This window comes from Paraburkholderia phenazinium (assembly GCF_900142845.1).
Taxonomy (GTDB): Bacteria; Pseudomonadota; Gammaproteobacteria; order Burkholderiales; family Burkholderiaceae; genus Paraburkholderia; species Paraburkholderia phenazinium_A.
Map to the genome: position 1 here is coordinate 1,668,686 of NZ_FSRU01000001.1, position 25,054 is coordinate 1,693,739.

Consider the following 25,054-nt stretch of genomic DNA (forward strand, 5'->3'; position numbering starts at 1 on the left):
GTGCTGCCTCGCTCGTTGAAGTCGAAGTTGGAGTTGACGTCGAAGTTGAAGTAAGCCCCCCGCGGAGACGATTCATGCTGAACACCACGGTACCACCGGCGAGCGGCGCAATGCGCCCGCGGCGGCCCAAGCGCTCTCGCTTCGTGCCGCGCTCGCCCGCGTTCTGGTTCCTGTTTCCCGCTGTCGCGGCGCTGGCGATCATCGGCATCTACCCGTTGCTGCTCGCGCTTTATAACTCGTTCCATCTGTACAAGCTCGCGGACGTCGCAGCGGGTACGCCGTTTGTCGGCTTCGACAACTACATCGCCACGCTGTCCGATCCGTCGTTTTGGGGGGCGCTCGGTCGTACCGTGTGCTTCCTCTGCCTGACCTTGCCGATTGAAATTGCTTTGGGGCTGTTTGCCGCCTTGATGTTGCATCGTACGGCGCTGCCATGGCTGCGTGTCGCGGCGCGCGTCGGTCTCGTGATTCCGATGGCGACCACCTACGCTGTGGTCGGCTTGATCGGACGCCTGATCTTCAACCGCCAGTTCGGTGTGGTCAACTATCTGCTGGGCCTGTTCGGTATTCCGCCGCTCGACTGGCTCGCCGACCCCACGCTCGCGTTCGTGTCCGTGATGATCATGGACATCTGGCAATGGACACCGTTCTGCGCGCTGATCCTGCTCGCGGGTCTGGCGATGGTGCCGAAGGAAGCGGAAGAAGCCGCTCGGCTCGAAACGCCGAAGTGGAGCAAGATTCTCTGGCATCTGCAGCGTCCCTACCTGCTGCCGGGGCTTACCGCGATCCTGATTCTGCGTTCGGCCGACATGCTCAAGATGTTCGACGCCGTATTCACCATGACACGCGGCGGACCCGGCACGGCGACCGAGTTCATCAGCATCTACATCCAGCGCATCGCGTTCCGCCTGTTCGATCAGGGCATGGCGTCGGCCCAGGCGGTCTTGCTGCTGATCCTGACCATTGTGCTGTCGCGGCTCTATATTCGTTTTGTCTATCGGGAGGCCGTGTGAGCACGACAACGGACACCAGCATGCAAGCTTTGCCGCTATCGCCGCGCGCTCGCCGTGCGAAGAACGCGCGGCGCCGCGCGACGGTGTGGCATGCGATCGGCTTGCTGATCGTATTTCTTTCTTCGGTGTTTCCGTTCTACTGGATGGTGACGACGAGCCTGAAGAGCCAGGCCGACGCGCTCGCCATGCCGCCGGTCTGGTTCTTCACACCGACGCTCGCGCACTACACCGACGCGCTGTTCCAGCACGACGTGGCGCAAAGCCTGTTGAACTCACTGATCGTGGCAAGTAGCACGACGTTTCTGGCGATCCTGCTCGGCACACCGGCAGCCTATGCGCTCGCGCGTTTCGAGTTTCGCGGCAAGGAAGACCTGTGGTTCTGGTTCATCTCGAACCGCATGGTCAGCCCCGTCGTGCTGGCCGTGCCGTTCTTCCTGATCGCAACGAAGCTCGACATCGTGGATACGCATACCGTGCTGATCCTGCTGTACCTGACGTTTTCGCTGCCCATTGTCGTCTGGATCTGCACCGATCAGTTCCGCAACATTCCGGTCGAACTCGACGAGGCCGCGCGTCTGGACGGCGCCTCCGCGTGGCGTGTGTTCTGGCGCATCAACCTGCCGCTGGCGATGCCGGGAATCGTTGTGTCCGCAATCTTTGCATTTATCTTTTCGTGGAACGACCTGCTGTACGCGCTGGTGCTGACCCGCACCGACGCCATTACGTCACCGGTCGCCGCAACCAGTTACATGAGCGGCTATGAGTTACCCTGGGGCGAAATCATGGCCACCGGCACGCTGATTGTGTTGCCGATGGTGGTGTTCGCGCTGGCTGTCTCGGGCCGGCTGGTCCAGGGGCTCACGATGGGCGCAGTGAAATGAAAGGTGGAGCACGGGGTGGTGAACTACTATCGGGTTGTGCACATTCAAACCCATCATACATATGAATAAATCCATGCCATCCGCTGCCACGTCGCTTGCCGAATCCTCGGTCGACACCGAAGAGGAGTTGCAGGCGCGCGTCGCATGGCATTACTACATAGGCAATCTGACGCAACAGGAAATTGCCCAGCTGATCGGCAGCAATCGGGTGCGGGTCAACCGGCTGCTCGCCGCGAGTCGCGAATCGGGGATGGTGCAGATCACTATCAATAGCCGTCTCACGCCCTGTGTCGCATTGGAAGAGACACTGGTCAAACGTTTTGGGCTCGAGGCCGCGGTTGTGGTGCCGTCGGGCGCGGACACGGACGCCAACATGGCCGCGATCGGCATTGGCGCGGCAAATTACCTGGCAGGACAGATCGAAACGGGACAGACCATCGGACTCGGTTGGGGGCGTACGATTCGCGCCGTGCTGCGCGCCTTGCCGCAACGATCGTATGGCTCGCTTTCGGCGGTGTCGTTGCAAGGCGGCCTCTCGCATTGCCCGAGCATCAACACGTTCGACATTGTGTCCGACTTTGCCAACCTGTGTCAGGCGGACGGTTTCCTGTTTCCCGCACCGATCTATGTGAGCAGTCAGGCGGTGCGCGACGTCCTGCTGCAGGAAGACGCCGTGCGCGAGACCTATGAGCGGGCGCGTCAATCGGACCTGGTGCTGCTGACCTGCGGCGACCTGACCGAGTCGCTGGTGGTGACTTATGGCATCAACGATCCGGAACAGGTGAAAGCATTGCAGAAGGCGGGGGCGGTAGGCGACATGCTCGGTCACTTCATGGACGCGGACGGCGAGGCGATCGACCATCCCCTGAATCGCCGCACGGTTGCGATTTCGCTCGAAGATCTGCGCACGATTCAGCGGGTGATTCTGGTGAGCGGCGGCGCCAAAAAGTTTGCAGTGACGCGAGCGGCATTGCGCGGACGTTATCCGTCGGTACTCGTGACCGACGAAGACACCGCTCGCCGTCTCTGCGAAGAACCTTGATGAAACGATGATCCCTGGAGTGGAATCGCGACGACTCGAACTTCTCTAACGGTGTAAGCCTTGCAGCATACGGCGGTTTTCAGGCCGACCGATTTCATTCCGTTTATCCCCTAGCAGAGGGCTTCAATCATGGAAGCACTGGTTCTCGAAGAAGCGCGCCGTATCAGCTTGCGCCCGTTCACCTTGCCGCAGGTGGTGGGTGCGCGCGACGTGCGCATTCGCATCAACACGGTCGGTATTTGCGGCAGCGACATTCATTATTATCAGCATGGCCGCATTGGGCCGTTCGTCGTCAATGAGCCGATGGTGCTCGGTCACGAAGCGGCCGGCACGGTGATCCAGGTCGGCGAGGAAGTGACGCACCTGAAGGTGGGCGATCGTGTCTGCATGGAGCCGGGCGTACCGGACATGGCGTCGCGGGCGTCGCGCGAGGGCATGTATAACCTGGACCCGAGCGTGCGCTTCTGGGCGACGCCGCCGGTGCATGGATGCCTCACGCCGTTCGTCGTGCATCCCGCTGCGTTCACTTTCAAGCTGCCGGACAACGTCAGCTTCGCGGAGGGCGCGATTGTCGAGCCTTTGGCGATCGGCATGCAGGCCGCAACGAAGGCGAAGATAAAACCGGGGGACGTAGCCGTCATTCTGGGCGCGGGGACGATCGGCATGATGTGCGCGCTTGCGGCGCTCGCCGGTGGGTGCAGCCGCGCGATCGTCTGTGACATGGTGCCGGAGAAGCTTGAACTGATCGGCAACGTGCAGGGCGTGACGGCGGTCAATATCCGTGATCGGAAACCGAAGGACGTGGTTGCCGAGCTGACGGAAGGGTGGGGCGCGAACGTTGTCTTCGAAGCGAGTGGCAACGAAAAAGCATTCGAGGGCATCGTCGATCTGCTGTGTCCGGGTGGCTGCCTCGTGCTGGTGGGCATGCCGCAACACGCGGTGCCGATCGATATTGTCGCGGTTCAGATCAAGGAGGTGCGGATCGAGTCGGTGTTCCGCTATGCCAACATGTTCCCGCGTGCGATCCAGTTGATCGCGTCGGGACGGCTCGATATCAAGCCGTTCATTTCACGCTCGTTCGCGTTCGCGGATGGGATCAAGGCTTTCGAGGAAGCGGCCAGCGGCAAGCCTACGGACGTGAAGGTGCAGATCATTATGGAGTGAGTGAGGGGTGTGCGCGTGCCGTGGGGTTCGTGTTGGAGGGCGGTTGAACACCGAGGCACGCGTCGGTGATGCGGCTTAAATTACGCAAACTGGCTAGGTCGCCTTTTTCACTCGCGCTGGCTTCGCCTTCGCCTTTGACTTCGCCGCGACAGCGGATGCATTCAGATCAATCGCCGCGCGGACAAGCGTCTTGAAAGCTCTCGCATCGACTTCCTCGCCTTCATGAATGTCGATCGCACGCCGTGTATTCCCGTCGAGGCTCGAGTTGAATAGCTTCGACGGGTCCTTCAGCGAAGCGCCTTTGGCGAAAGTCAGCTTTACCACTGCTTTATACGACTCGCCGGTGCAGATGATCCCATCGTGCGACCACACGGGCGTGCCCATCCATTTCCACTCTTCCACGACGTCGGGGTCCGCGTCCTTGATGAGCTCGCGCATCCGGCTCAAGGTTGCGCCGCGCCAGTCGGCGAGATCGGCGATGCGTTGATCGATCAGTTCGGATGCCGACCGATTCTCGTTCGAAGCGGACTTGTTCATGTTCTCCTCCTGAAACTTCCCGACGTTTTTTTGATTTCGCAACGAGCCTTTCGTGCTGCCCGCGAGCGGGCAACTTGCTTCGCCGCGCGCCGAAACTCAAAGCCCAAACTGCTTCGTATACTCGTCGTTCAACCGCGGCCAGCCGAATTTCATGGCTTCACCACCGACGATACGCCCGATTGGCTCGTCTGCCACGAACCGCTCGAGCACATCGAGACAGATGTGCCAGCCGGCGGCGCCCATGGCAATGAAACCGCGATCGATGTTGTGCCACAGCGTGAGCCGCGTGCCGTCACCGAGCGGCTCAAGTTGCCAGCGCATATCGTTGTCACCCCAACGATATTCGAGCAGCTTCGGCGCCTCGGCGCGCGTGACCTGGGTAGCCGAAATCTGTGGCGCCGGCGTGCCGACCGTTGAAAGCCTCACGGGGCCAACCGAAGCGAGGCTGCGGTCGGCATCGAACGGTGCCCATTCGCGCAGGCTGGCCGGATCGGTCAACGCTTGCCACACCTTCTCCGGCGGATGGCGCAACTCGCGCACGATCACGAGTGTCCACCTTTCGCCGGCCTTTTGGACTTCGGCGCCGGCGGCCGGGCCCGGCAGGTATTCGTCGCGCTTGCTCATCGCTTTCTTCCCTTTCGTTGCGGTACAGGATCCATCTGATCGAGGTGCCGTTCGAGAGCATCGAGGTGCACCGACCAGAACTGGCGGAACGGGGCGAGCCACGCGTCGATTTCCATCAACGGCTCCGGCCTGATCCGGTAGAGACGTCGCTGTGCATCGACGCGCGACTCCACGAATCCGGCCTCCCGAAGGACCCGAAGATGTTTTGAAACCGAGGGCTGCGAAAGGCTTAACTGCTCCTCGATATCACCCACGGACCGCTCGGCAGAGGCGAGCAGGCTCAGGATGGCGCGGCGGTTCGGCTCGGCGATGATCGCGAAGGTCGATTCCATTGTTCTTATATACCTGATGAGGCATATACGTGTCAAGCGAGGAGCATGCACGCGGTGCCGCTGCGCGTTCGGTTTTCACGGCTCGTCAAACTTGCGGGAGGGTAGGCGCCTGATTACGGCACGAACATAAGAAGCGATGCTTTTAACGCCGGCCGCCGGGAAACGCCTGGCGGGGCGCGAGCGCGGCTTGCGGCGCGGGTCCATCCGCCGCGTTTGGCCGCGCGGCGGATCCATGCGACGAGGACATGGCCGCCGTCGCGGTTCCGTCGGCGCCGGCCGCAGTACCAGCCAAGGCCCGGCTCACCACACCGCTACGTACCGAACCCAGCGTATCGAGCGCACGCGCTCGTTGCGATCCCGTGTACGGCATATCCGCATGCAGCCACAACAAGGGAAACAGCAGATTGAAGCGTTGCACCCGCTCAGGCGGCGGCAGCCGCGTCACGCCGGCGCCGGCAGCGCTGGAACTGCGATCGCGCAACGAGGCGAGCCCAAGCGCCGGCAAGCGGCCGAAGCGCTGTTGCGCGCCGAGCAGATCCATGGAATGTTCAAGCACGTTCGCGGCAAAGTGCATGTGTGGATTGGCGGCCAACTGATCGCGCAGATCCAGCATCGCGCCGCACCACGCGTCGCGCAGCGCCGCATTGCGCGCGGCTTCCTGGCCTGGTTGCGCGTACTGTGCGGCGATCGCGTCGAGCTGGCCGGCAGGCGGCGGCACCACGGCGCTGTCCTTGCGCACCTTCATGGCGGGCGCGGCGGACGAATCGTGCTCGTCCGCATGGTCGTCGTGCGATTGCCCACCACCACCGCGTCCGCGACCGTCGCGGTTCACGCTATGGCTGTCGGCGTGGTGGGCGTCGGCGTCGTCGGGACCGTCGTCATCGGATCCTACGCCGCCGCCACGTTGCTTCTTGGCCGCGCGGCGCTTGCGTGCGAGTTGATCCGCCATTTTTTTGGCGCGCACCGAACTGACCGACGGGCCGCGCTGCGCGTCCTGCCCGTAAGTGAAGTTGGTCGCGCCGCGATACAGTGCGGCAAATTGCGCACCGTTGCGGGCGCCCTGCGCATTGGCGCTTTTCTGCTGGGCGTCGGCGGTGTGCTGCGCATTGGCTGCAGCGGTTTCGTTGCCGTTCGAGTGGGAGACGCGGTTCATGACGATGGCTTCGATAGATTCCTGTGGCTCGCGCGCCGCGTCACAGCGGGACCGCTGCCTGCAGGATTTCGTTGGCGAAGTGCAGGACCGCCGCGCAAGACAGCGGCGCGGCAATCACGATGGCGACCGTCACCGCAATCAGCTTGACGGCATGCGAGAGCGTCTGGTCCTGCATCGAGGTGATCGCCTGCAGGAACGACACACCAAGGCCGACCACCGCCGCGACGATCACCGGCGGCAGCGAGACGGTCAGACATAGCAGCATGCCCTCGGTGGTGTAGCGGATCAGCGAATCGATATCCATGGTGCGCGCCTCGCTATTTGTAGGTCATGACGAGGCCGTGAATCAACGTCGACCAGCCGTCCATCACGACGAACAGCAGCAGCTTGAACGGAATCGCCACGTTGGTGGGCGTGACCTGGTTCAGGCCCATCGCAAGCAGTACGTTGGCGATGATCAGATCGACCACGATAAACGCGATGTACAGCAGAAAGCCGATCTTGAACGCGTCGGTCATCTCGGTCAGCGTGAAGGCGGGCGCGAGTACGATCAGATCGTCTTCCTTCAGTTCCGCAGCCTGCTCCTTCGGCCATACCACGCCGGCCGAGCGCAGGAAGAAGCGCTTTTCGCGCTCCTGTGTATGCTTGACGAGGAACGCACGAAACGGCTCGCGCGCGGCGCCGAAGGCCTGGATCAGCGCCTGCGATGGCTGCGAGGCGAGTTGCTGGCCTTCGAGCGACTTCGCCGCCAGCATGCCGATCGGCGCCATGACGTACACCGAAACGAGGATCGCGATGCCGTTGAGCACCATGTTGGGCGGCACCTGCTGCACGCCGAGCGCATTGCGCAGCAGGCCGAGCACGACGACGATCTTGGCGTACGAGGTCACCACCATGGCGACGAAGGGCAGCAGGCTGATCGCAACGACGACGAGCAGCAGCCCGGTGATATCACTGAACTGGACCATGCCTGTGCGCCATGCGAATGATGCGAATGCCAAGATGCTCGCCGACTGTCACAAGCTCGCCGTAGCCGATTGTTTGTCCGTGTGCGACGAGGCGCAGTTGCGCGTCCGCGACCGGTACCGGCAGTTCGACCACATAGCCCGGCCCCAACGCCGACAACTGGGCGAGCGGCAGGGCGACCGTGTCGATTTCGAACTGCACGGGCAGCTCGAGTTCGCCGATACGGATCGGGTCCTCGGGCTGGTCGATGGCGAGCCCGGCGTCGGCGTTCGCCGGGTCCAGCTCTTCTGACATGTTCGGCTCCTTGACGATGACGAGCGATTGCCCGTCGAGTTCCACAGCGGCGCACAGACGCGTGAGCCCAGGGGTGCCCCACGCGGCGACGGCGCGTAGCCGTGACCGGGGCAGGGAGGGGTCATCGTCCGTTGCGAACAGCGTCGCGTCGAACGACGGAAACAGGGCGCGCAGCAGCACATCGCCGGTATCGAGCGCGTTGAGCGTCTCGACGGGCAGCGGTTTCATGCCGACGACCAGGCGGCCCGGAATCGCGAGGTCGGGCTGCGGCAGCGGCGCGGGAATGACGCTGGTCTCCGTGCCCGTCTGCGCATGCAGCAGCGTGTCGAGCAGGTCGTAGCAGCGCGAGTCGGCACGGATGGCCAGGTCGAAGCGTCGGGTCTCATGCATGAACGACAACGCTACAACGGGCGTTTGGGTAGGCGAATCGCGATGCAGTGCTTGCGTGGGTTCGTGACGGGACTCGCGTGGCATGCTGCGTGGCCCTTCGCTCAAACGCCGCCGCCGCACAGCTATCACGCGTGGGTCCTTGACGCCGAAGCGAAGCAGTTGCGCGAGCAACGGTTCCAGCACCACGCCAGCCACCGCATTGCGGAGTGCGACATCCGCCGAGCTGCTTGTCATCATGGGCGCCGCCGGGGCGCCTGCAGATTGCCCATTGCCTTGCGGCGGCACATCGCGTTCGGGCCACGCGGCGATGGCGAGCGCCGGATACGCCTGCAGATCCAGCGCCACTTGTAACGCCGCACTCGCTGTGCCGACCGGCAGCGCAACCGAGAGTTCGACCACGGCCGGGTCGGCGTAAGCTGAATCCACTGACTGCGCGTCCGTTACCTCAACGCGTAACGCTGTGACCGCGCACAGTGCGGTGGCGCGCATCGCAAGCCGTGTATCGCAGACACTGCGCGTGATGCGGGCGGCCGCGCGTTCGATGGCACGCGGCCGCAGCGGCGCGATGCCTTGCTCAATCGCAGACGGCCCAGACGGCCCCGGCCGGGCCGCTCGATTCGACGCTTCGCTGTGCCGCTGCAAACCGTCGTCCTGCACACGCTTTGCACTAGCGGCTGCGAGCCGTCCACCGATCGGATTCACAGCGTGACCCGTGCCAGCATCCGTCCCCTCCGGCACGCCATGCGCAGCGCGTCCCTGCGCATCGGTGCGCACGGCGTCAGCGGTCCTCGGTTCGGCTAGCGGATGGGCCATGCGTTGGGAGTCAGTCACCAGACAGTGAGTTCGATTTCGCGGGCTTCGCCCCACGCGCGCAGCATCGTGTCGAGCTCTCTCTCGAGCAAGCTGCTATGGTCCAAGAGTAATTGTCGCGCCGCCGTATCCGGTGCGTCGAACCGAAGCTGGAGCCTGAAACGCGAAAGCGACAGATACAAGGTGGTCTGCGGCAGCAGCTTCTGATCGAGCGGTAACTGCACTTCCCAGTTGCCTGCGTCGGCAATCGCGCGCTCGCTGCAGAACGCGCCAATCTCGCGCGCAAGCGAACCCAGCAACTGGATGCAGCGTTGCTGCTGCTGGTACACCGCCGACACGACCGGCATCGCCGCACCGGCGACGCGTGCGCGCAGTGCCTGACGCTCGGCGGATTCGCCGGCGTCATCGGCTGCATGGGCGGACGTGCGGGCCGAAGCGTGGCTATTCCCGCTGTCCCATGGCGTGTCGTGATCCGCGCCGGGTTCCCGTTCGAACGGGCAGGGTGCCTGGGGTGTCCCTGTGCCTGCGTCATCCGGAGAGGGTTTGTCACCGTCAGCGCCAGCGCCGGCGTCGCCGTCGGCTTGCGCATGCGCGCCGGCATGGGTGTTGGCGCCACTGCTCAGACGATGCGGCGCACGGCGTCGTCCCAGCAGCGACGCGTAGTCAAACTGACGTCCACGGCCGCTGCCCGCCGGTGCCGCTGTGTCATCGGACGCGTCCTCATAGCCCTCGCCCTGGCCTGGAATGATGCGGAGATGGCGTGCCTCGATATGCGTCATGGTCGCCTCGGCCTTAGATCGACACGCGGCCGAGGGGCCGCAGTTCGACGTGCTCGCCGAGTTCCTGGTACGAATAGACAGCGAGCCAGCCCAGCCGTGCTTCGATCATCCGGCGCACATAGCGGCGGATATCCATCGAGGTCACCAGCGCTACACCGTCGCGCGGCGCCATGCCGACGAACGACTGGATCTTGTCGATCAGCAGCGTCGCTTCGTCCGGCGGCAGCGCGAGAAAATTGCCGGTAGGCGTTTGCTTTATGGCCTGGCGAATATGCTGCTCGACCGGCATGTCGAACAGGACAGCGGAAAGCGTGCGCTCGCCACGCGCGGCGCGATGCGCCAGAAAGCGCGACAGGTCGCCGCGCACGTACTCGGTGAGCATCAGCATGTCCTTTTCTTTAGGACCCCAAGTAATCAGGCTTTCCATGATGGTGCGGACGTTGCGAATCGAGATCTGTTCTTCGAGCAGACGGCGCAGCACGTCGGCAATCCGTTGCGGCGGCAGTACCTTCTGCACCTCGGCGACGAGGCCGGGGTAGTCGCTCGCGAGCTGGTCGAGAATCCACTGCACTTCCTGGATGCCCAGAAAGAGCGGCGCGTGCCGGCGCATCAGCGCGACCGATGCATGCGCAATCACCTGTTCGGCACGCCATACCGGCGTTTTCGCGGGTACGGCGCGTTCTTCGAGCCAATGTGTGGGCGCCCCGCTGGCGTCGATGGGCGCGCGTTCCTCGCTTTGTGCGAGCAGCGCCGCGAGCGCGGTGTTGTCCTCGTTCGTGACGGCGGCTGCCGCCGCGCTTGATTGCCCCATCCGCGCCGCCTCGGGCAGCATCACCTTGCCGACGGGCAATTCAATAGCAAGCTGCGGCACGTCATGCACGAGGATCTCGCAGGTCGCAGCCGGCAAGGCGGCATAGCTCCACATCGTGATGCCGGGGAACGGCAGCCCAAGCTCTTCCTGCAGGCGCGCCCGTTCGGTTTCGAACGACTTGTCGAGCGCGGGCATGGTGAGCCGCGCCACCAGGTCCGGTGCAATGCGCACGCCAAGCGGGCAGGTGAACTGCGGCGCGCGGGCGAGGATGGCGGGCACGTCGATCTTCGAGCCCGAGCGCTGCATGGCGTGCAGCGACTCGCGTTCGTGGCTTTGCTGCTGCGGTTTTTTGGCGTTCAACCGGTAGGCGGTAAAGGCGAGGGTGCCGGACAGCAGCACGAACAGCGCGGCCGGGAAGCCCGGTACCGCAGCGAAGCCCAGCAGCAACACCGCCGCGAAATAGAGCGCGCGCGAACTGGAACCGAGCTGCCGGCCGATTTCGTCGCCGAGCGAGCCTTGTTTGGTCTGGCGCTCGTCCGCGACACGGGTGATCATCACGCCGGCCGCCACCGACAGCAGCAGCGAGGGAATCTGCGACACCATCGCGTCGCCGACCGAGAGGATCGAGAAGCGGTTGGCCGCGTCGCCTGCGCTCATGCCGTGATAGGCGACGCCCACGGCGATGCCCGCCACGATATTGATCATCGTGATGATGAGACCCGCGACCGCGTCGCCCTTGACGAACTTCATTGCACCGTCCATGCCGCCGTGCAACTGGCTTTCCACCGCGAGCGTGGCGCGCTTGCGGCGCGCTTCTTCGGCGGTCAGCAGATTGGCGCGCAGATCGGCGTCGATACTCATCTGCTTGCCGGGCAACGCGTCGAGCGTAAAGCGTGCGCCGACTTCGGCCACCCGCTCCGAGCCCTTCGCAATCACGATGAACTGCACCGTCGTGATGATCACGAACACCACGAGGCCCACCACGAGATTGCCGCCCACCACCAGTTCGCCGAAACTTTCGATGATATGACCGGCCTCGGCATGCAGCAGAATCGACTTGGTGGAGGCGATGTTCAGCGACAGCCGGTACAGCGTCGTGAACAGCAGCAGCGAGGGGAAAGCGGACAGCGAGACCACGTCGGGCACATACATGGTCACCATCAGCAAGGTCACGCTAATGGTGATGTTCACGCCGAGCAGAATATCGATCAGCGCAGGCGGCAGCGGCAGGATCATCAGCGAGATGATCGCGACGATCAGCGCCACGATCCCGACTTCACCGCCTGCGGGGAGTTTCAGCGTCTTGAGCATGGGTCGGTTCTCATGTCGGAGTGCCTGGTTAAACGGGTCAATGCGCGAAACAACGCGCGAATCAATGCGCGAAACAATGCGAGTCGAAAGACCACGCTAATGGAGCATCTGCGGCGGATCGTACGGTTGCTCAGAAGCGACGCCGTCATCGCGCCGCGCGCCAATCGCCTCCACCCAGCGCAGAATCGCGGCGACCGTCTCGAACAGTTCCTCGGGAATCGGCTGATCGACGCCGACCTTATAAAGCGCGCGAGCCACCGGCGGATTGCCGATGATCGGCACACCGGCGTCGCGCGCCGCGTGCCGCAAATGCGCCGCCTGCTCGTCCATGCCCTTGGCGATCACGCGAGGCAGCGGATGCTCGTCAGGCGCATAGCGCACGGCGACCGCATAGTGCGTCGGGTTGACCACCATCATGTTCGCCATGCCCACCTTCGCCTGCGGCGGTGCGGTGGCGAGTTCGCGGGCGAGCCGGCGCCGTTCGCCCTTGATGCGCGGGTCGCCCTCCTGGTTCTTGTGCTCGCGTTTGACTTCGTCCTTGCTCATCTTCATCTTCTTGAGGAACATGAAGCTCTGCAGCTTGACGTCGGCCGCGCCGACCAGCACGAACACCGCTGCCGCCACCATGAACAGCTTGAGCAGGATGTCCCAGAACATCCGCACGAGACCCGGTAACGGCTGGTAAAGCGAGCCGACGATCAGCGGGAACAGCCATTTGATCGACTCCCACATCACGCAAAAAATGATCGCCGCCTTGACGACCATCTTTGCGCACTCGATCAAGGTGCGTACCGAGAAGATGCGCTTCAGGCCCGCGGCCGGACTGACGGCCTTCGGATCGGGCGTGACCGGCTTGGTGGCGATCTGGATGCCCACCTGGCCCAGCGAGCCTGCGACCGCGGCCAGTGCGGCCACGCAAACGCACGGCACGATGGCGGAGAGCGCCACGCCGCCGAGCCGGTAGAGCTGCGTATTCATGTTGGTGAGCGAATGGTCGCCGTCGACAAAGCCCATGGCCGTGTTCACGACGGCACGCATCGCATCGCTGAAGCGGCTGGCGCCGCCCACCAGCAGGACAACCACCGCCAGCATCGAGATCGAGTCGGTCAGGTCGCTACTGCGCGAGACCTGGCCTTCCTTGCGCGCGTCCTTGAGCTTTTTGTCTGTGGGTTCTTCGGTCTTTTCGTCGCTCATGCGTCGGCTCGGCTGGAAGGGGCGGCAGGGGGCGGGGACTTCTGCACTGAGGCACTGAAGCACTAAGGCACTGCGCAAACGCAACGCTCGCCCGACGATAGCGCTCACGCTCGCGCCGCATGAGGCTCGAAGCGAAGCTGTCGCATGCCTTGCGAAGCCCGCGAGGCAGGCAGACGCCCGAAGACGCTTACCGTTGGTGGCGCTATGGGCCCGCTGTGCAAGCGCCGCTGCGGCTTCGCTTGCGGTGCGCTTGCTTCGCATCGCACAGCGTATGCCGTGGCGCCTGTTGCTATGTTTGACGCATCCTTCGTGACCGGCCGCGCGTGGCGCGGCCGTTTTCAACGTCTCTCCCCAGGAGTGAGTCGCCATGACCGTCAGCACGCCGGAATACATGAATTGCAGCCCCAATGTCATCGGCGGGCTGATCGAAACCGTCTCGACCGCCTTGCTCAGCAACTTCCCGAAAGTCTCGGCCGATCCCTACGACATCGAACTGGTGCTCGACGCGCTGCGCGTGCTGCGTCCGCGCGTGACCGAGATCGATACGCTCGACGGCATCCTGCATATGGTGCGCGGCCATTGGGACGACGCCATTCACGTGCTGCGCCAGGTGGGCGAGAATGCGCCGCGCTTCGGTTACGCCAAGGCGCTGCTGGCGTTCTGCCTCTCCGCGAAGGGCGATCCGGACTGGAAGCAGTGCGCTACCGAAGCCATGGAAATCAATCCCAGCCGCGATACCCAGGCCCTTGTGCGTGCACTCGAAGCGCGTGAAGACCTGCTCAACGCCATGCGCGTCAAGCGTAACGGTGGCCAGTTCGTGACGCCGGCTTCATGCGAGGCGCTGGCCGAATTCAACGCGGAAACCGAGAGCGCCGAGCCAGCCGTGGCACTCGCGCCGGCGCCGGTGGCTGCGCCGATTCCGCACGCGTCGTTTCTGCGCGCCTGAGGCGCTGCACGTTTTTCCACTCGTCACGGAGTCGCACATGACCGTCAACGTCAACGCGTCGGCGCTACAAGCCTCGCTCGAACAGATGTCGCAAGGGGCGGCGGCGCCTGGCGCACAAGCGCCCACGCAACTGGCCGACAAGTTCCAGTCGCTGATGCAGAAGGCGCCGATGAGCGCGCCCGCGGCGCCGCAGGACGACGGCACGGCGGTCGCCTCGAAGCTGGTTGCTTCGCAGGACGCGGAATTGCAGCAGACGGTGAACGATGCGCTCGACCTCGCACAGCGCGCGCCGACGCTGACAATGAACGAGATGAGCGCGGGCACCATCCGCATGACGCTTGAGCTCGCCAGCACGCAGCTCGATCTGGAAGCGAAGATGGGCGTGGTCGATTCGTCGAAGTCGGCCATCGAAACGCTGATGAAGAACCAATAAGGTTGTCGTTACCCAACGACCGTTGTCAGGGACGCCGCGCCGGTGTCCTTCATGCGATGAATCGCGAGGCTTAGCCATGTCAGACCGAACGCCGATTCGCCGCCGCAGCGCACCTTTGCTGTGCGTGCTGGCGCTATGCGTGCTGCTCGCCGGCTGCAAGAAAGAGCTATACGGCAATCTGTCCGAACAGGACGTCAACGAAATGGTGGTGGCGCTGCTCGAGCGCGGCGTCGACGCGACCAAAGACACGTCGGACGCCGGCAAGACCTGGTCGCTCGATGTGGACGACAGCCAGCTTGTGCGCGCCATGGAAGTGCTGCGCGCGCGTGGCCTGCCGCATAACAAGTTCGACGATCTCGGCGACCTGTTCAAGAAGGACGGCCTCGTCTCGACGCCGACCGAGGAGCGCGTGCGCTTCATCTACGGGATGTCGCAGGAGCTTTCGTCGACCCTGTCGAAGATCGACGGCGTGCTGGTGGCGCGTGTACAGATCGTACTGCCGAATAACGACCCGCTGGCGCAGACCATCAAGCCTTCGTCGGCGGCTGTGTTTATCAAGCACCGTCCGGACTCCGATATCGGCGCGCTGGTGCCGCAGATCAAGACGCTGGTCATGCATAGCGTCGAAGGGCTCACCTACGACGAGGTCAGTGTGACTGCGGTCGCCGCGGATCCGGTGGAATTGTCGCAACTGCCGCAGTCGAACGGCATGCCGGGATGGCTGTTGGGTGTACTGGCCGGCGCCACAGTGCTGGTGGCTACCGCGCTGCTGGTGTTGGCGAAGCGCGGTGTGTTGGCGGGACGGGTGCAAAGCGGCGCGACGAGCGGTGCGGATGGTGAGGCCGAGACGGGCCGCTTCGGTGGGCTGCTCGCGCGCTTGCGACGCTTGCGTCCGGCCAGTTGAGTCTTCATGCACTGCCGATGAACGCCCCCGTCGATTTACCGTTTATACGTGCGGCCGCTGCGCTAGACGCGTATCGCCGCAATCTCGCTCAAGCAGTTCACTGGGCCGATCCGTCGTGGAGTGCGGCGCTGCTTGGCGCCGACGACACGCAGCTCGCCGGTTGGCGTGCGGCGCTTGCACGGGCGAGTGCATCAGCGCTGGAAACCGGCTCGCGAGCGCTCGTGCTTGCTGCCGGCGTGCGCATGCCGGGGCTGGACATCTTGACGCAATCAGCCATGTTCGGTGCTTCAGCGTCACCGGCTTCGTCAATCGTATCAGCGGCATCCACTGCGTCGGTCCCAACGCTGCAGCCGAACGCTGCCTTGCTTGATGTGCTGCCGGCACAAACGGGCTTGCAAGTGCTGCGCATGCGTGCGCTGTCGTTCCGGCGCGCCGAAGCGCGGCGCCTGATCGACAAGCGTAGCCGCTCGCAGCTTTCCGAATGGGCGGGCGTCGGCATCGACCGTCTGACCCAGGACGCGCATCTGGCCGACGCGCCCGACACGGCACGTCTCGCCGCGCGTGCCGCGATGCCGCCGCTGGCGGCGCTCGACGCCGAAGCGCTCGCCATCGAAGGCTGCGTGTTGCTCCTGCGCGATCTTGCGACGTATGGACACAGCGGCTCGCGCATGCCGTTTCCGTTGCTCAGGCTCGCTTTGCCGCGCGTGCTGCCGACGCCGCCCTGGCTGGCCGCCGTGCCGCCGCAGCTCGACGCGCCGGGCACGGCGCGGCTCTTCGTGCGGCTATCCGAACTGCTACCGGAGTGGGCATGGCTATTTGGTTGAAAAGCGCCCGGTCGGCGCCCGGTGAGATGGACATCAACGGTCTGGTGGCGCGCGTCGGCGCGGCGCGCGATGTGATCCCGCGCGAGACCTTCGGCACGCTGGTCTCGATCGACGCGGCCTACACGGCACTCGCGGCAGACCGCGAAGCGCTGCTCGCCGCCGCGCGCGAGGAAGCGGCCGAGATCGTGGCGGCAGGCCAGGCACAGGCGGGGCAGATTATCGAAGAGGCGCAACGCGAATACGACACGGCTGCCGAGCAGGGCTATCGCGACGGTTGCGACCGCGCGCTCGCCGACTGGATGGAGCGCCTTGCCGATGTCGCCGACGCCCAGAGCCAGTTGCAGATTCGCATGCGCGAGCGGCTGGCGGGGATTGTCGCGTCGGCGGTGGAGCAGATCGTGCGCGTCGAGCGTCATGAGGCGCTGTTCGAGCGAGCCTTGGCGACGGTCGACCGGATCGTTGACGGCGCAACCTATCTGCGGGTCGCCGTTCATCCCGACGACTACGACGAAGCGAAGGCGACGTTCGACCGGCTCGCCGCGCGCTGGCTCGAACTGGGACGGCCGATTCCGCTGTCGGTCGTCGCCGACAAGCGCCTCGGCCCCGGCAGTTGCGTGTGCGAATCGGACTTCGGCACGGTGGACGCGAGCCTCGACACGCAGCTTCGCGCGATGCGCAGTGCGGTGTCGCGCGCGTTGAAACGGTCGGTAGAGGAGGCTGAGGCGGACGAGGCCGTGCAAGCTGAAGCAGAAGGCGACGAAGCAGAAGCGACGGCAGCGGACCTCGGCTATGGCGCAGATGAAGGTCACTCCCCCCATCTGGACTACTCGCAATCAGCCACAGAAGGAACCGCATGAGCACGCCATGGCTGACCCGCACGCTCGATTTCGAGCGGCTGACCGACGCCATCGAGCGCGAGATTCTCGCTGTGCCGGGTGTCGCGCGCACCGGCAAGGTCCTCGAAGTGATCGGCACGCTGATCAAGGTGGCCGGTCTCGACGTGTCGCTTGGCGAACTGTGCGAATTGCGCGCGCCGAACGGCACGCTGCTGCAGCATGCCGAGGTAATTGGTTTTACCCGCGACGTCGCGCTGCTGTCGCCGTTCTCGCGCCTCGAAAACATCTCGCGTTCCACCCAGGTGATCGGACTGGGCCGGCCGCTCGCGGTCAAGGTGGGCGACATGCTGCTCGGCCGCGTGATCGACAGTCTCGGCGAACCGGTAGACGGTGGCCCGCCCATCGAGTCCGACACCATGCGGCCGATCTTCGCCTCGCCGCCCGACCCCATGAATCGCCGCATGATCGACGCGCCGCTTGCCACCGGCGTACGCGTCGTGGACGCCATGATGACGCTCGCCGAAGGCCAGCGGATGGGTATTTTCGCGCCGGCCGGCGTCGGCAAGAGCACCTTGCTCGGCATGTTCGCGCGCGGCGCCTCATGCGACGTCAACGTGATCGCGTTGATCGGCGAGCGCGGCCGCGAAGTGCGCGAGTTCGTCGAACTGATACTTGGCCCGGAAGGGATGGCGCGTTCGGTGGTGGTGTGCGCCACCTCGGACCGCTCGTCGATGGAGCGCGCCAAGGCCGCCTATGTGGCGACCGCGATCGCCGAATACTTCCGCGATCGCGGCCAGCGCGTGCTGCTGATGATGGACTCGCTCACGCGTTTCGCGCGGGCCGGCCGCGAGATCGGTCTCGCGGCGGGCGAGCCGCCGGCGCGGCGCGGTTTCCCGCCGTCGATCTTCGCGGAGTTGCCGCGCCTGCTCGAACGCGCCGGCATGGGCGCGACCGGTTCGATCACCGCGTTGTACACGGTGCTCGCGGAAGACGACAGCGGCAGCGATCCGATTGCCGAAGAAGTGCGCGGGATTCTCGACGGCCATATGATTCTGTCGCGCGAGATCGCGGCGAAAAACCAGTACCCCGCTATCGATGTGCTGGCGAGCCTGTCGCGCGTCATGCCGCAGGTGGTGCCGGAGCAATATGTGCAGGCGGCGGCGCGGATTCGCGAACTGATGGCCAAGCATCGCGAGGTGGAGATGTTGTTGCAGATCGGCGAATATCAGCCCGGCACCAATGCGCTTGCCGACGAGGCCATCGCCAAGCTCGATTCGATCAAGGCGTTTCTCTCGCAGCGGACCGCCGATTATGCGGCGCCGGCCGACACGGAAGCGCAGTTGTACGCCCTGAGCGGACTCGGCTGATGGCGGCGGCAAAGGGAGCGAGCGGTTCGCGGGACCGCCGGATTATCGCGCTCGACCGTTCGTGCACACGGCGGCGGCGTCTCGACGACACGCTGCGCGCCACGCTCGCCGCGCAGCGCAACGCGCATGTGTCGCTCGAGGCCGCGCGTGATGCCAAGGCCGCCCAGGTCGAGCATGAGGCCGGCATCCAGCGCTTCTATCAGCATCGCATCGATGCGATGATGACCGGCACGGAAGCCTTCTCGCTCGAGGACATGAACGGCTGCCGCCGCTATCTGGAGATCGTCGGTGAACGGCTGCGTGCGCTCGAAGGCGAACTCGTTCACGCCGAAGCGGCAGTGCAAAACAGCCTGGCGGCGCAGGACAAGACCCGGCGCGATATCGCACTGAACCAGGGGCGCATCGATCTGTGCGGCGAGCGGATTCAGCAGATTCGCCGCCAGCACGACGAGGCGGCAGACAACGCGAGCGACGAGGAAGCGGAAGAGACCGCGCTCGCGCGCCGCTTCCAGCAGCAGAGGGCACGCGCGTGAACGATATTTTCTCGGCGCTGCCGCAGCTTGGCGAACTGCTGGTCGGCTATATCACCTTGATCGGGGTCTGCTCGCTGCGCCTCTTTATCGTGATGTTTATCTTTCCGCCCACGGCCGATGGTCTGCTGCAGGGCGTGGTGCGCAATGCCATCGTGCTGCTGTTCAGCTCGTATGTCGCGTATGGGCAGCCCGCGTCGTTTATCGAGTCGCTGCATGGCATCGCGCTGCTCGAAATCGGTCTGCGTGAAGGGATGATCGGTCTGGTGATCGGCTTTGCGGCATCGATCGTGTTCTGGGTCGCCGAGAGCGCCGGCACCTATATCGACGACCTGACCGGCTACAACAACGTGCAGATCACCAACCCGACGCGCCAGGAGCAATCCACGCCCACCGCGACCCTGCTCGGCCAGGTGGCCACGGTGGCGTTCTGGGCGCTGGGCGGCATGACGTTTCTGCTCGGCACGTTGTACGAGTCGTATAGCTGGTGGCCGATTACCTCCGCAGGACCGAACGTCTCGAACATGCTCGAATCGTTTGTCCTGCAGCAGACCGATACGCTGATGCAGACCGTCGCCAAGCTCGCCGCGCCGATGATGCTGATTCTGTTGCTGGTCGACTTCGCCTTTGGTTTTGCATCGAAGTCGGCATCGAAGCTCGATCTGATGACCTTGAGCCAGCCGGTGAAGGGCGCGGTGACGGTGCTGATGCTGGCGCTCTTCGTGGGCATCTTCGTGGACCAGGTGCGCGAGCAGGTGACGGTCGCCGGTCTCGCCGCGGAATTTCGTGAGCTATCGCATACCGCCGGCAAGCCTTGAGTTTTGCTTGAGAAACTGAGGTCTCGGCACGCGTACGGGGCGTGCCGGCGTGCAACACTCAACACTTCTCAAATACGCGGAAAAGGTCAGATTTATTGAAAGTTCAGCGCGAGCGTTTGGCTACATTGACTCCATCCGATGACGTGCGCGCTCAGCGTGCGACGCGGTCCGCAATCAGAGGAGTCGAATCATGTTCTCGATGCTGTACTTCCCCGTTGTCGCCGCTCTCGCCACACCTACGCCCACTGCCGAGCCGGCGCTTGCCAACCGTTACCTCGATGCCCTGCTCAACGGCAAGCTGAGCGCTGCGCGCCAGCAGGTGAGCCGTTGGGCCGAAGAGGCCGGCGCTGCGGAACACGCGCCGCATGGCCTGCAATTGCATGCGGATATGCAACTGATGCTGGGTATCGAAGTGGAGGCTGAAGAAAACTATCGCCGCTCGCAGAAGCTGATTCGTTCATCGAAGCATGCCATCCGCATTGCTTCGTGCAGGAACGCCGCGTGGCAGGCCTTTTTCCGTCACCGGCTCGGCACCGCGCTGGCGTGCTTCTCGCGCGTCGCGGACGAACCCGAGATCGAGCCGGCGCGCGCGGCCGAAGCGCACTTCGGCATGGTCTGCGTGTTGCAGGAACTCGGCCGCACGGGCGAGGCGAGCGAGGCGCTCGAGAGCCTGACGGCGCTGGTGGAGCGCGATATCGACGACCGCCACGGTCATTGGCACGACGTGCTGGCCACCTTGCGCTTCGATCTCGCGGTGCAGAGCGAGGTGCGTAGCGCGAGCGCGCTAGGCGATCACGTGTACTGGCAGTCGGCGTTGTCGAGCGACCGCGTGCTGCGCCTGGCACACGCCGCCGATACGACCGTCGACAGCTTGCGCGAGGCCGTGTCCGGCGTGCGCACGCCGCTGCTGCGCGGCCGCATCGACTATCTGAAGCGCCTGCGCCTTGCGGCCTGTGCGGACCGCGATGCGATGGGCGGCCTGCACGACTATCTGAACTGGGCGCGCGAGCAAGGCCTCACCGATTATCAGCGCACGCTGCGGCTGGAGATCGCGCTGGCCACGCTGGCCGGCGCGGCGCCTCATCTCGCGCATGCCGTGCTCGAACCGCTGCATCAGATAGGCCGTAACGGCACCACGGGTCACCGCCAGCTCGAGTATCTGTATTGCACGGCCAAGACGCGTCAGGCGCAAGGACGCGCGCAGGAGTCGCTGCAACTCTATAGCCGCTATGCGCTGGTCGCGATGCAGTGTCTGCGCGAGGACTCGCATGTGCGTGCACCGTCGCTCAATCGCGCGGCCAAGCCGTCGCCGCAACTCGATGACGTCAGCGCCCGATTGCCGGCCAAGTATCGCCGTGCCTACGGCTATGTGCTCGACAACCTGGACCGGCGCGACCTCTCGGTGCGCGAAGTCGCCGCGGAAATCGGCGTGACGGAGCGTGCTTTGCAGAGCGCGTTCAAGAACTTCCTGGGACTCTCGCCGACCGAGCTGATCCGGCGTCAACGCATGGAACGCATTCGCGCGGAACTGACGGAAGGCTCGTATGCGAGCGAGCGCGGTGTACTGAGCGCGGCGAGCAAATGGGGCGTGCAGAACCGCTCGACGCTCGTCAACGGTTACCGCAAGCAGTTCCATGAAGCGCCCTCCGAGACGCTCGAACGATAAGACGTTGCAGCATGGCGGCCCGCAGCGCGTTGCCATTTTTATTCACCTCACCCACACGACTCCATGAAATCGAAGAGGCTACTTTGCGCCGCGTGGCTCGCGGCGTCCCTCGCATGCGCTGCGGTCGATCCGGCCGATGCCGCGCCGGTGCGCTGGCGCAGTTCGACGGTGCATATCGCTGTAGAGGGCAAGGATCTGAAAGACGTATTGCGCGACTTCACGGCGAGCCAGGGGGTGGCCGCTTCGATCGCGGGCAACGTGCAGGGCTCGGTGACGGGGCACTTCGATACGTCGCCGCAACGCTTCCTCGACACGCTTGCGTCGACCTTCGGCTTCGTCTGGTTCTATGACGGCAGCGTGCTGTCGATCAGCAGCGCCAACGACATCACGCATCAGGTGATCAAGCTCGATCATGCCTCGCCCGCGGATCTGCGCGCGGCGCTGCAAACCATGAGCATCGACGATACGCGTTTTCCGATTGCCTATGACGAGGCGGCCGGCACCGCGCTCGTCAACGGACCGCCGCAGTATGTGCAACTGGTGATGGAAGTGGCGCAGCGTCTGGACGACAACGCAAGCCGTCGCGGCGGTTCGGTGATCCGCGTCTTCAAGCTGAAAAACGCCTGGGCCGCGGATCACAAGGTAAAGATCGACGACAACACGATCACGGTGCCGGGTGTCGCCACCGTGCTGTCGAATATGTACCACGCGAAGCAGGAGCAGGGCGGCGGCAGCGGCGGCAATGCACAGAACTCGGTCTCGCCTAACATGCAGCGCCTGCAACCGATGAACGACGTGGGCGGCAACGGTTCCGGCGGTGGCTTGCAGACGTTGTTGCCGCCGCTGCCGTCCAACATGCCGCAGGGGCAGGACGCTTCGCTCGGCGGTCTGGTGGGCAACTCGGCGCCGCCGAACTTTGCGAACGGCGGCAACGTCGGCTACGGCAGCGTGCCGGGCCGCTCGCAGGGCGGCGGGATCGCCAGCGGCGGCGATCTGAGCTTGCCGATCATGCAGGCCGATCCCACCACCAACTCGGTGCTGATCCGCGACACGCCGCAACGCATCGACCAGTACGCGTCGCTGATCGACAAGCTCGATACGCGGCCGAAGCTGATTGAGATCGAGGCGCATATCATCGAAATCGATGACGACGTCCTCGCGCAAATCGGCGTCGACTGGCGCGCGCATAACAGCCATGTGGATTTGCAGACCGGCAACGGCGCGCAGCCGCAGAACAGCTTCTCCAACGGTCAGGTCAACCCGACCTTCGGCACCACGACGCTCTCGGACGGCACGACGGTGGTCGATTCGACGCCGCTCGGCGGCTCGATTACCGCGGTGATCGGCGGTGCGGGGCGTTATCTGATGGCGCGCATCAATGCGCTGCAGAGCGACTCGAAGGCGAAGATCGATGCATCGCCGAAGGTCGCGACGCTCGATAACGTTGAAGCGGTGATGGACAACACCACGAAGTTCTTTGTGCGCGTTTCGGGGTACACGTCGGCGGATCTGTATAGCGTGTCGACTGGCGTGTCGCTGCGTGTGCTGCCGATGGTCGTGACGGACAACGGCCAGACCCGCATCAAGCTCGACGTGCATATCGAGGACGGCCAGTTGACGGGACAGCAGGTGGACAGCATTCCGGTGATCACGAGTAGCGAGATCAACACCCAGGCGTTTGTCGGCGAGGGCGACAGCCTGCTGATCGCCGGCTATAGCACCGACAATAACTCCAATGGTGTGACCGGCGTGCCGGGGCTCTCGAAGATACCGCTGATCGGTGCGCTGTTTCGCTACAACAACGACCAGCATACGCATATGGAGCGGGTCTTCCTGTTGACGCCGCGAGTGCTGAGCTTGTGATGGAGGATGAGGGCGCCCTGGCCTGATAGGCGCCCTCATGTCGACGACCTGTCTAGCCGGGGTTCTCGTTCTGGCTTTAGCCGCGCCGCGGCATGCACACGCAAGCTAGCGTTTCGGACACGGAGTAGAGCGGCAGCACCGCGCCCTGCCATGACGACGCGATGGCCCAGGGCAGGCGAGCGCCGACGGCCTGTGCTTCATCAATCGTATCAGCCGTATCGGCAGCCGCTTCGGCGTCCCCATCCCCATCCGCATCTGCGCTTGAAGACGCGTTCGGTTGCGCGTCGCCGTCGCCGGCACTGCCGGTCAGCTCGATGCGGTAACCATGCCCATAGCGCGTACGCAGATGCACACCGGCGGCTCCGTTCAGATCTAGCTTCTTGCGCAGCTTGTAGATATGCTGCTCGAGCGTGCGGCCGACAATATCCTCGGTGCCGCCCCAGATCGCAGCGGCCATCTGCCTGCGGCTCACGTACTCGCCGGCCCGCGAAAACAGCAGCCACGCAATCGCGAACTCGCGCACGGTGAGGCGCACGCTGTGCGCGTCGATATGCACGGCGCTGGCGCGCCGGTCGAGCCGATAGCGGCCGAAGCTCAAGAAGTCGTCCGCGTGCGGGGGCGTGGCCGACTGGATGCGGCGTAACGCAAGACGAGTTCGCGCGGCCAGTTCGCCGGGATTGAACGGCGCGAGGACGACGTCGTCCGCCCCTTCGCTGAACGCACGTTCGATGCTGCTTCGATCGGCAAACTCGCCCACCACAATCAGCGCGGCGCGCCGGTCGTCATAACAGGCGCGATGCGCGACTACCGCATGGGTCGAGTCGATACCGTTCGACGCATCGACGAAAATCGCGTCGTAGTTGTCGCGGGTAATCGCTCGCGACAACGCGATATCGTCGCGAAAGCGCCGGTATTCGATGGCGTTGTCGCTGAAGTCGCTAAAGGACTGGCAAATCCGATTGAACAGATTGCCGTCGGTGGTCAACACGGCGAATTTCAACATGTTCTCCGGAGGTCGTGCGAGGGGCACGCTACGCCGCGGCTGTTGCGAGTGGGCGTAGGGATCGCGCCGTGCAACCGGCCAGCGGATCGACCGGTTGCACGGCAGAGGGAGCGGGCCGCGAGGCGCTTACTTGACCTGTTCGACCTGGCCGCGAATTTCGCCGCCCGGGTTCTTCGCGGTATGCACGTTGAAATACCAGTTGCCGGCGAGCAGGTCGCTTTCCTGCGCGGGGGTGAGTGTGGCCTGGCCTTCGATCGGGCTGGGCAGCTTGTCCATCGGAATCGGAATCACGACAGGCGCGTTCTTGCCTGCGGGTGCCGGGCCATGAAAGTGCGCCATGCTGGCCGGGCCGGTGAGGTCCGCGTAGGTGACCTTCCACTGCAGCACTTTCGTCGACGTGTCGTAGGTGGCCGTCAGGTCGCCATGTCCGTCGCTGGCTTTGGGCGGCACTTCGGTCGAGGCAAGCAGGTTGGCTTTCAGGTTCAGCGTGTCGGCAACCGCGAGCGCAGGTGCCGCGAGACTCAGCGACAAGACCATAGCCGTGAGCATTCGATTGATTTTCA

The 25,054-nt window shown here is 64.4% G+C and carries 26 protein-coding genes; 14 read left to right on the forward strand and 12 right to left on the reverse strand.

Annotated features, from left to right (window positions below; genetic code table 11):
• Positions 1 to 74 precede the first annotated feature (74 nt).
• The 4 genes from BUS12_RS07280 to BUS12_RS07295 all read left to right on the forward strand — a co-directional run bounded on the left by BUS12_RS07280 (position 75) and on the right by BUS12_RS07295 (position 4,100).
• Positions 75 to 1,013 carry a carbohydrate ABC transporter permease gene (locus BUS12_RS07280; RefSeq protein WP_171991612.1) on the forward strand — a complete coding sequence of 313 codons (939 nt, stop codon included), beginning with the start codon at positions 75 to 77 and terminating at the stop codon, positions 1,011 to 1,013.
• A gap of 20 nt (positions 1,014 to 1,033) precedes the next feature.
• The gene (locus tag BUS12_RS07285; RefSeq protein ID WP_083640449.1) at positions 1,034 to 1,894 is read left to right on the forward strand and encodes a carbohydrate ABC transporter permease; all 861 of its coding nucleotides are present in this window, start codon (positions 1,034 to 1,036) and stop codon (positions 1,892 to 1,894) included.
• 73 nt (positions 1,895 to 1,967) lie between these two features.
• Positions 1,968 to 2,936 (forward strand): sugar-binding transcriptional regulator, encoded by a 969-nt coding sequence (locus BUS12_RS07290; protein ID WP_253190029.1) that lies wholly within the window; start codon positions 1,968 to 1,970, stop codon positions 2,934 to 2,936.
• A 129-nt stretch (positions 2,937 to 3,065) separates the two neighbouring features.
• Positions 3,066 to 4,100, forward strand: a complete 1,035-nt coding sequence (locus BUS12_RS07295; RefSeq protein ID WP_074295041.1) for an NAD(P)-dependent alcohol dehydrogenase — start codon at positions 3,066 to 3,068, stop codon at positions 4,098 to 4,100.
• Positions 4,101 to 4,193: 93 nt separating this feature from the next.
• Here the strand turns inward: BUS12_RS07295 and BUS12_RS07300 are convergent, their stop codons facing one another.
• The 10 genes from BUS12_RS07300 to sctU form a co-directional block, all read right to left on the reverse strand.
• Positions 4,194 to 4,637 (reverse strand): DUF1801 domain-containing protein, encoded by a 444-nt coding sequence (locus BUS12_RS07300; RefSeq protein WP_074295042.1) that lies wholly within the window; start codon positions 4,635 to 4,637, stop codon positions 4,194 to 4,196.
• 96 nt (positions 4,638 to 4,733) lie between these two features.
• Positions 4,734 to 5,261, reverse strand: coding sequence for an SRPBCC family protein (locus BUS12_RS07305; protein WP_074295043.1), 528 nt, complete (start codon positions 5,259 to 5,261; stop codon positions 4,734 to 4,736).
• Positions 5,258 to 5,593, reverse strand: coding sequence for an ArsR/SmtB family transcription factor (locus BUS12_RS07310; RefSeq protein ID WP_074295044.1), 336 nt, complete (start codon positions 5,591 to 5,593; stop codon positions 5,258 to 5,260). The genes BUS12_RS07305 and BUS12_RS07310 overlap by 4 nt, the downstream gene beginning before the upstream one ends.
• Positions 5,594 to 5,735: 142 nt before the next feature.
• Complete coding sequence (locus BUS12_RS07315; RefSeq protein WP_074295046.1) at positions 5,736 to 6,746, reverse strand: hypothetical protein; 1,011 nt, start codon at positions 6,744 to 6,746, stop codon at positions 5,736 to 5,738.
• Positions 6,747 to 6,786: 40 nt separating this feature from the next.
• Complete coding sequence (sctS, locus tag BUS12_RS07320; protein WP_074295048.1) at positions 6,787 to 7,050, reverse strand: type III secretion system export apparatus subunit SctS; 264 nt, start codon at positions 7,048 to 7,050, stop codon at positions 6,787 to 6,789.
• A gap of 13 nt (positions 7,051 to 7,063) precedes the next feature.
• Positions 7,064 to 7,714 carry a type III secretion system export apparatus subunit SctR gene (gene sctR / locus BUS12_RS07325; RefSeq protein WP_074295050.1) on the reverse strand — a complete coding sequence of 217 codons (651 nt, stop codon included), beginning with the start codon at positions 7,712 to 7,714 and terminating at the stop codon, positions 7,064 to 7,066.
• On the reverse strand, positions 7,698 to 9,209 hold the full coding sequence (sctQ, locus tag BUS12_RS07330) for a type III secretion system cytoplasmic ring protein SctQ (protein WP_437123870.1): 1,512 nt from the start codon (positions 9,207 to 9,209) through the stop codon (positions 7,698 to 7,700). Before sctQ ends, sctR begins: the two co-directional genes overlap by 17 nt.
• Before the next feature lie 14 nt (positions 9,210 to 9,223).
• A complete protein-coding gene (gene sctP / locus BUS12_RS07335) occupies positions 9,224 to 9,985 on the reverse strand; it encodes a type III secretion system protein SctP (RefSeq protein ID WP_074295052.1) in 762 nt (253 codons plus the stop codon).
• Between the two features lie 13 nt (positions 9,986 to 9,998).
• Positions 9,999 to 12,107: a type III secretion system export apparatus subunit SctV gene (gene sctV / locus BUS12_RS07340; RefSeq protein WP_074295054.1), complete on the reverse strand. Its 2,109-nt coding sequence runs from the start codon at positions 12,105 to 12,107 to the stop codon at positions 9,999 to 10,001.
• Positions 12,108 to 12,203: 96 nt separating this feature from the next.
• Positions 12,204 to 13,301 carry a type III secretion system export apparatus subunit SctU gene (gene sctU / locus BUS12_RS07345; RefSeq protein ID WP_074295055.1) on the reverse strand — a complete coding sequence of 366 codons (1,098 nt, stop codon included), beginning with the start codon at positions 13,299 to 13,301 and terminating at the stop codon, positions 12,204 to 12,206.
• Between the two features lie 367 nt (positions 13,302 to 13,668).
• On the opposite strand from sctU, the gene BUS12_RS07350 reads away from it, so the two are divergent.
• From BUS12_RS07350 to sctC, 10 genes are all read left to right on the forward strand, one after another.
• Positions 13,669 to 14,247 (forward strand): HrpB1 family type III secretion system apparatus protein, encoded by a 579-nt coding sequence (locus BUS12_RS07350; protein WP_074295056.1) that lies wholly within the window; start codon positions 13,669 to 13,671, stop codon positions 14,245 to 14,247.
• A 37-nt stretch (positions 14,248 to 14,284) separates the two neighbouring features.
• Positions 14,285 to 14,680, forward strand: a complete 396-nt coding sequence (locus BUS12_RS07355) for a type III secretion protein HrpB2 (RefSeq protein WP_074295058.1) — start codon at positions 14,285 to 14,287, stop codon at positions 14,678 to 14,680.
• Between the two features lie 76 nt (positions 14,681 to 14,756).
• Positions 14,757 to 15,584: a type III secretion system inner membrane ring lipoprotein SctJ gene (sctJ, locus tag BUS12_RS07360; RefSeq protein WP_074295059.1), complete on the forward strand. Its 828-nt coding sequence runs from the start codon at positions 14,757 to 14,759 to the stop codon at positions 15,582 to 15,584.
• Positions 15,585 to 15,601: 17 nt separating this feature from the next.
• The gene (locus BUS12_RS07365) at positions 15,602 to 16,408 is read left to right on the forward strand and encodes a type III secretion protein HrpB4 (protein WP_074295061.1); all 807 of its coding nucleotides are present in this window, start codon (positions 15,602 to 15,604) and stop codon (positions 16,406 to 16,408) included.
• 26 nt (positions 16,409 to 16,434) lie between these two features.
• Complete coding sequence (sctL, locus tag BUS12_RS07370) at positions 16,435 to 17,265, forward strand: type III secretion system stator protein SctL (RefSeq protein WP_253190120.1); 831 nt, start codon at positions 16,435 to 16,437, stop codon at positions 17,263 to 17,265.
• Positions 17,262 to 18,611: a type III secretion system ATPase SctN gene (gene sctN, locus BUS12_RS07375; protein ID WP_074295064.1), complete on the forward strand. Its 1,350-nt coding sequence runs from the start codon at positions 17,262 to 17,264 to the stop codon at positions 18,609 to 18,611. Before sctL ends, sctN begins: the two co-directional genes overlap by 4 nt.
• Positions 18,611 to 19,144 (forward strand): hypothetical protein, encoded by a 534-nt coding sequence (locus BUS12_RS07380; protein WP_074295066.1) that lies wholly within the window; start codon positions 18,611 to 18,613, stop codon positions 19,142 to 19,144. Before sctN ends, BUS12_RS07380 begins: the two co-directional genes overlap by 1 nt.
• Entirely contained in the window at positions 19,141 to 19,959 is an 819-nt protein-coding gene (sctT, locus tag BUS12_RS07385) for a type III secretion system export apparatus subunit SctT (protein WP_074295068.1), read from the forward strand. The genes BUS12_RS07380 and sctT overlap by 4 nt, the downstream gene beginning before the upstream one ends.
• Positions 19,960 to 20,149: 190 nt before the next feature.
• Complete coding sequence (locus BUS12_RS07390; RefSeq protein ID WP_074295070.1) at positions 20,150 to 21,625, forward strand: helix-turn-helix transcriptional regulator; 1,476 nt, start codon at positions 20,150 to 20,152, stop codon at positions 21,623 to 21,625.
• A gap of 63 nt (positions 21,626 to 21,688) precedes the next feature.
• Positions 21,689 to 23,488, forward strand: a complete 1,800-nt coding sequence (gene sctC, locus BUS12_RS07395; RefSeq protein WP_074295073.1) for a type III secretion system outer membrane ring subunit SctC — start codon at positions 21,689 to 21,691, stop codon at positions 23,486 to 23,488.
• Positions 23,489 to 23,564: 76 nt separating this feature from the next.
• On the opposite strand, the gene BUS12_RS07400 is transcribed toward sctC, so the two are convergent.
• The gene (locus BUS12_RS07400; RefSeq protein WP_074295074.1) at positions 23,565 to 24,491 is read right to left on the reverse strand and encodes a response regulator transcription factor; all 927 of its coding nucleotides are present in this window, start codon (positions 24,489 to 24,491) and stop codon (positions 23,565 to 23,567) included.
• Positions 24,492 to 24,617: 126 nt separating this feature from the next.
• The gene (locus tag BUS12_RS07405; RefSeq protein ID WP_074297225.1) at positions 24,618 to 25,040 is read right to left on the reverse strand and encodes a CHRD domain-containing protein; all 423 of its coding nucleotides are present in this window, start codon (positions 25,038 to 25,040) and stop codon (positions 24,618 to 24,620) included.
• Between the last annotated feature and the right edge of the window lie 14 nt (positions 25,041 to 25,054).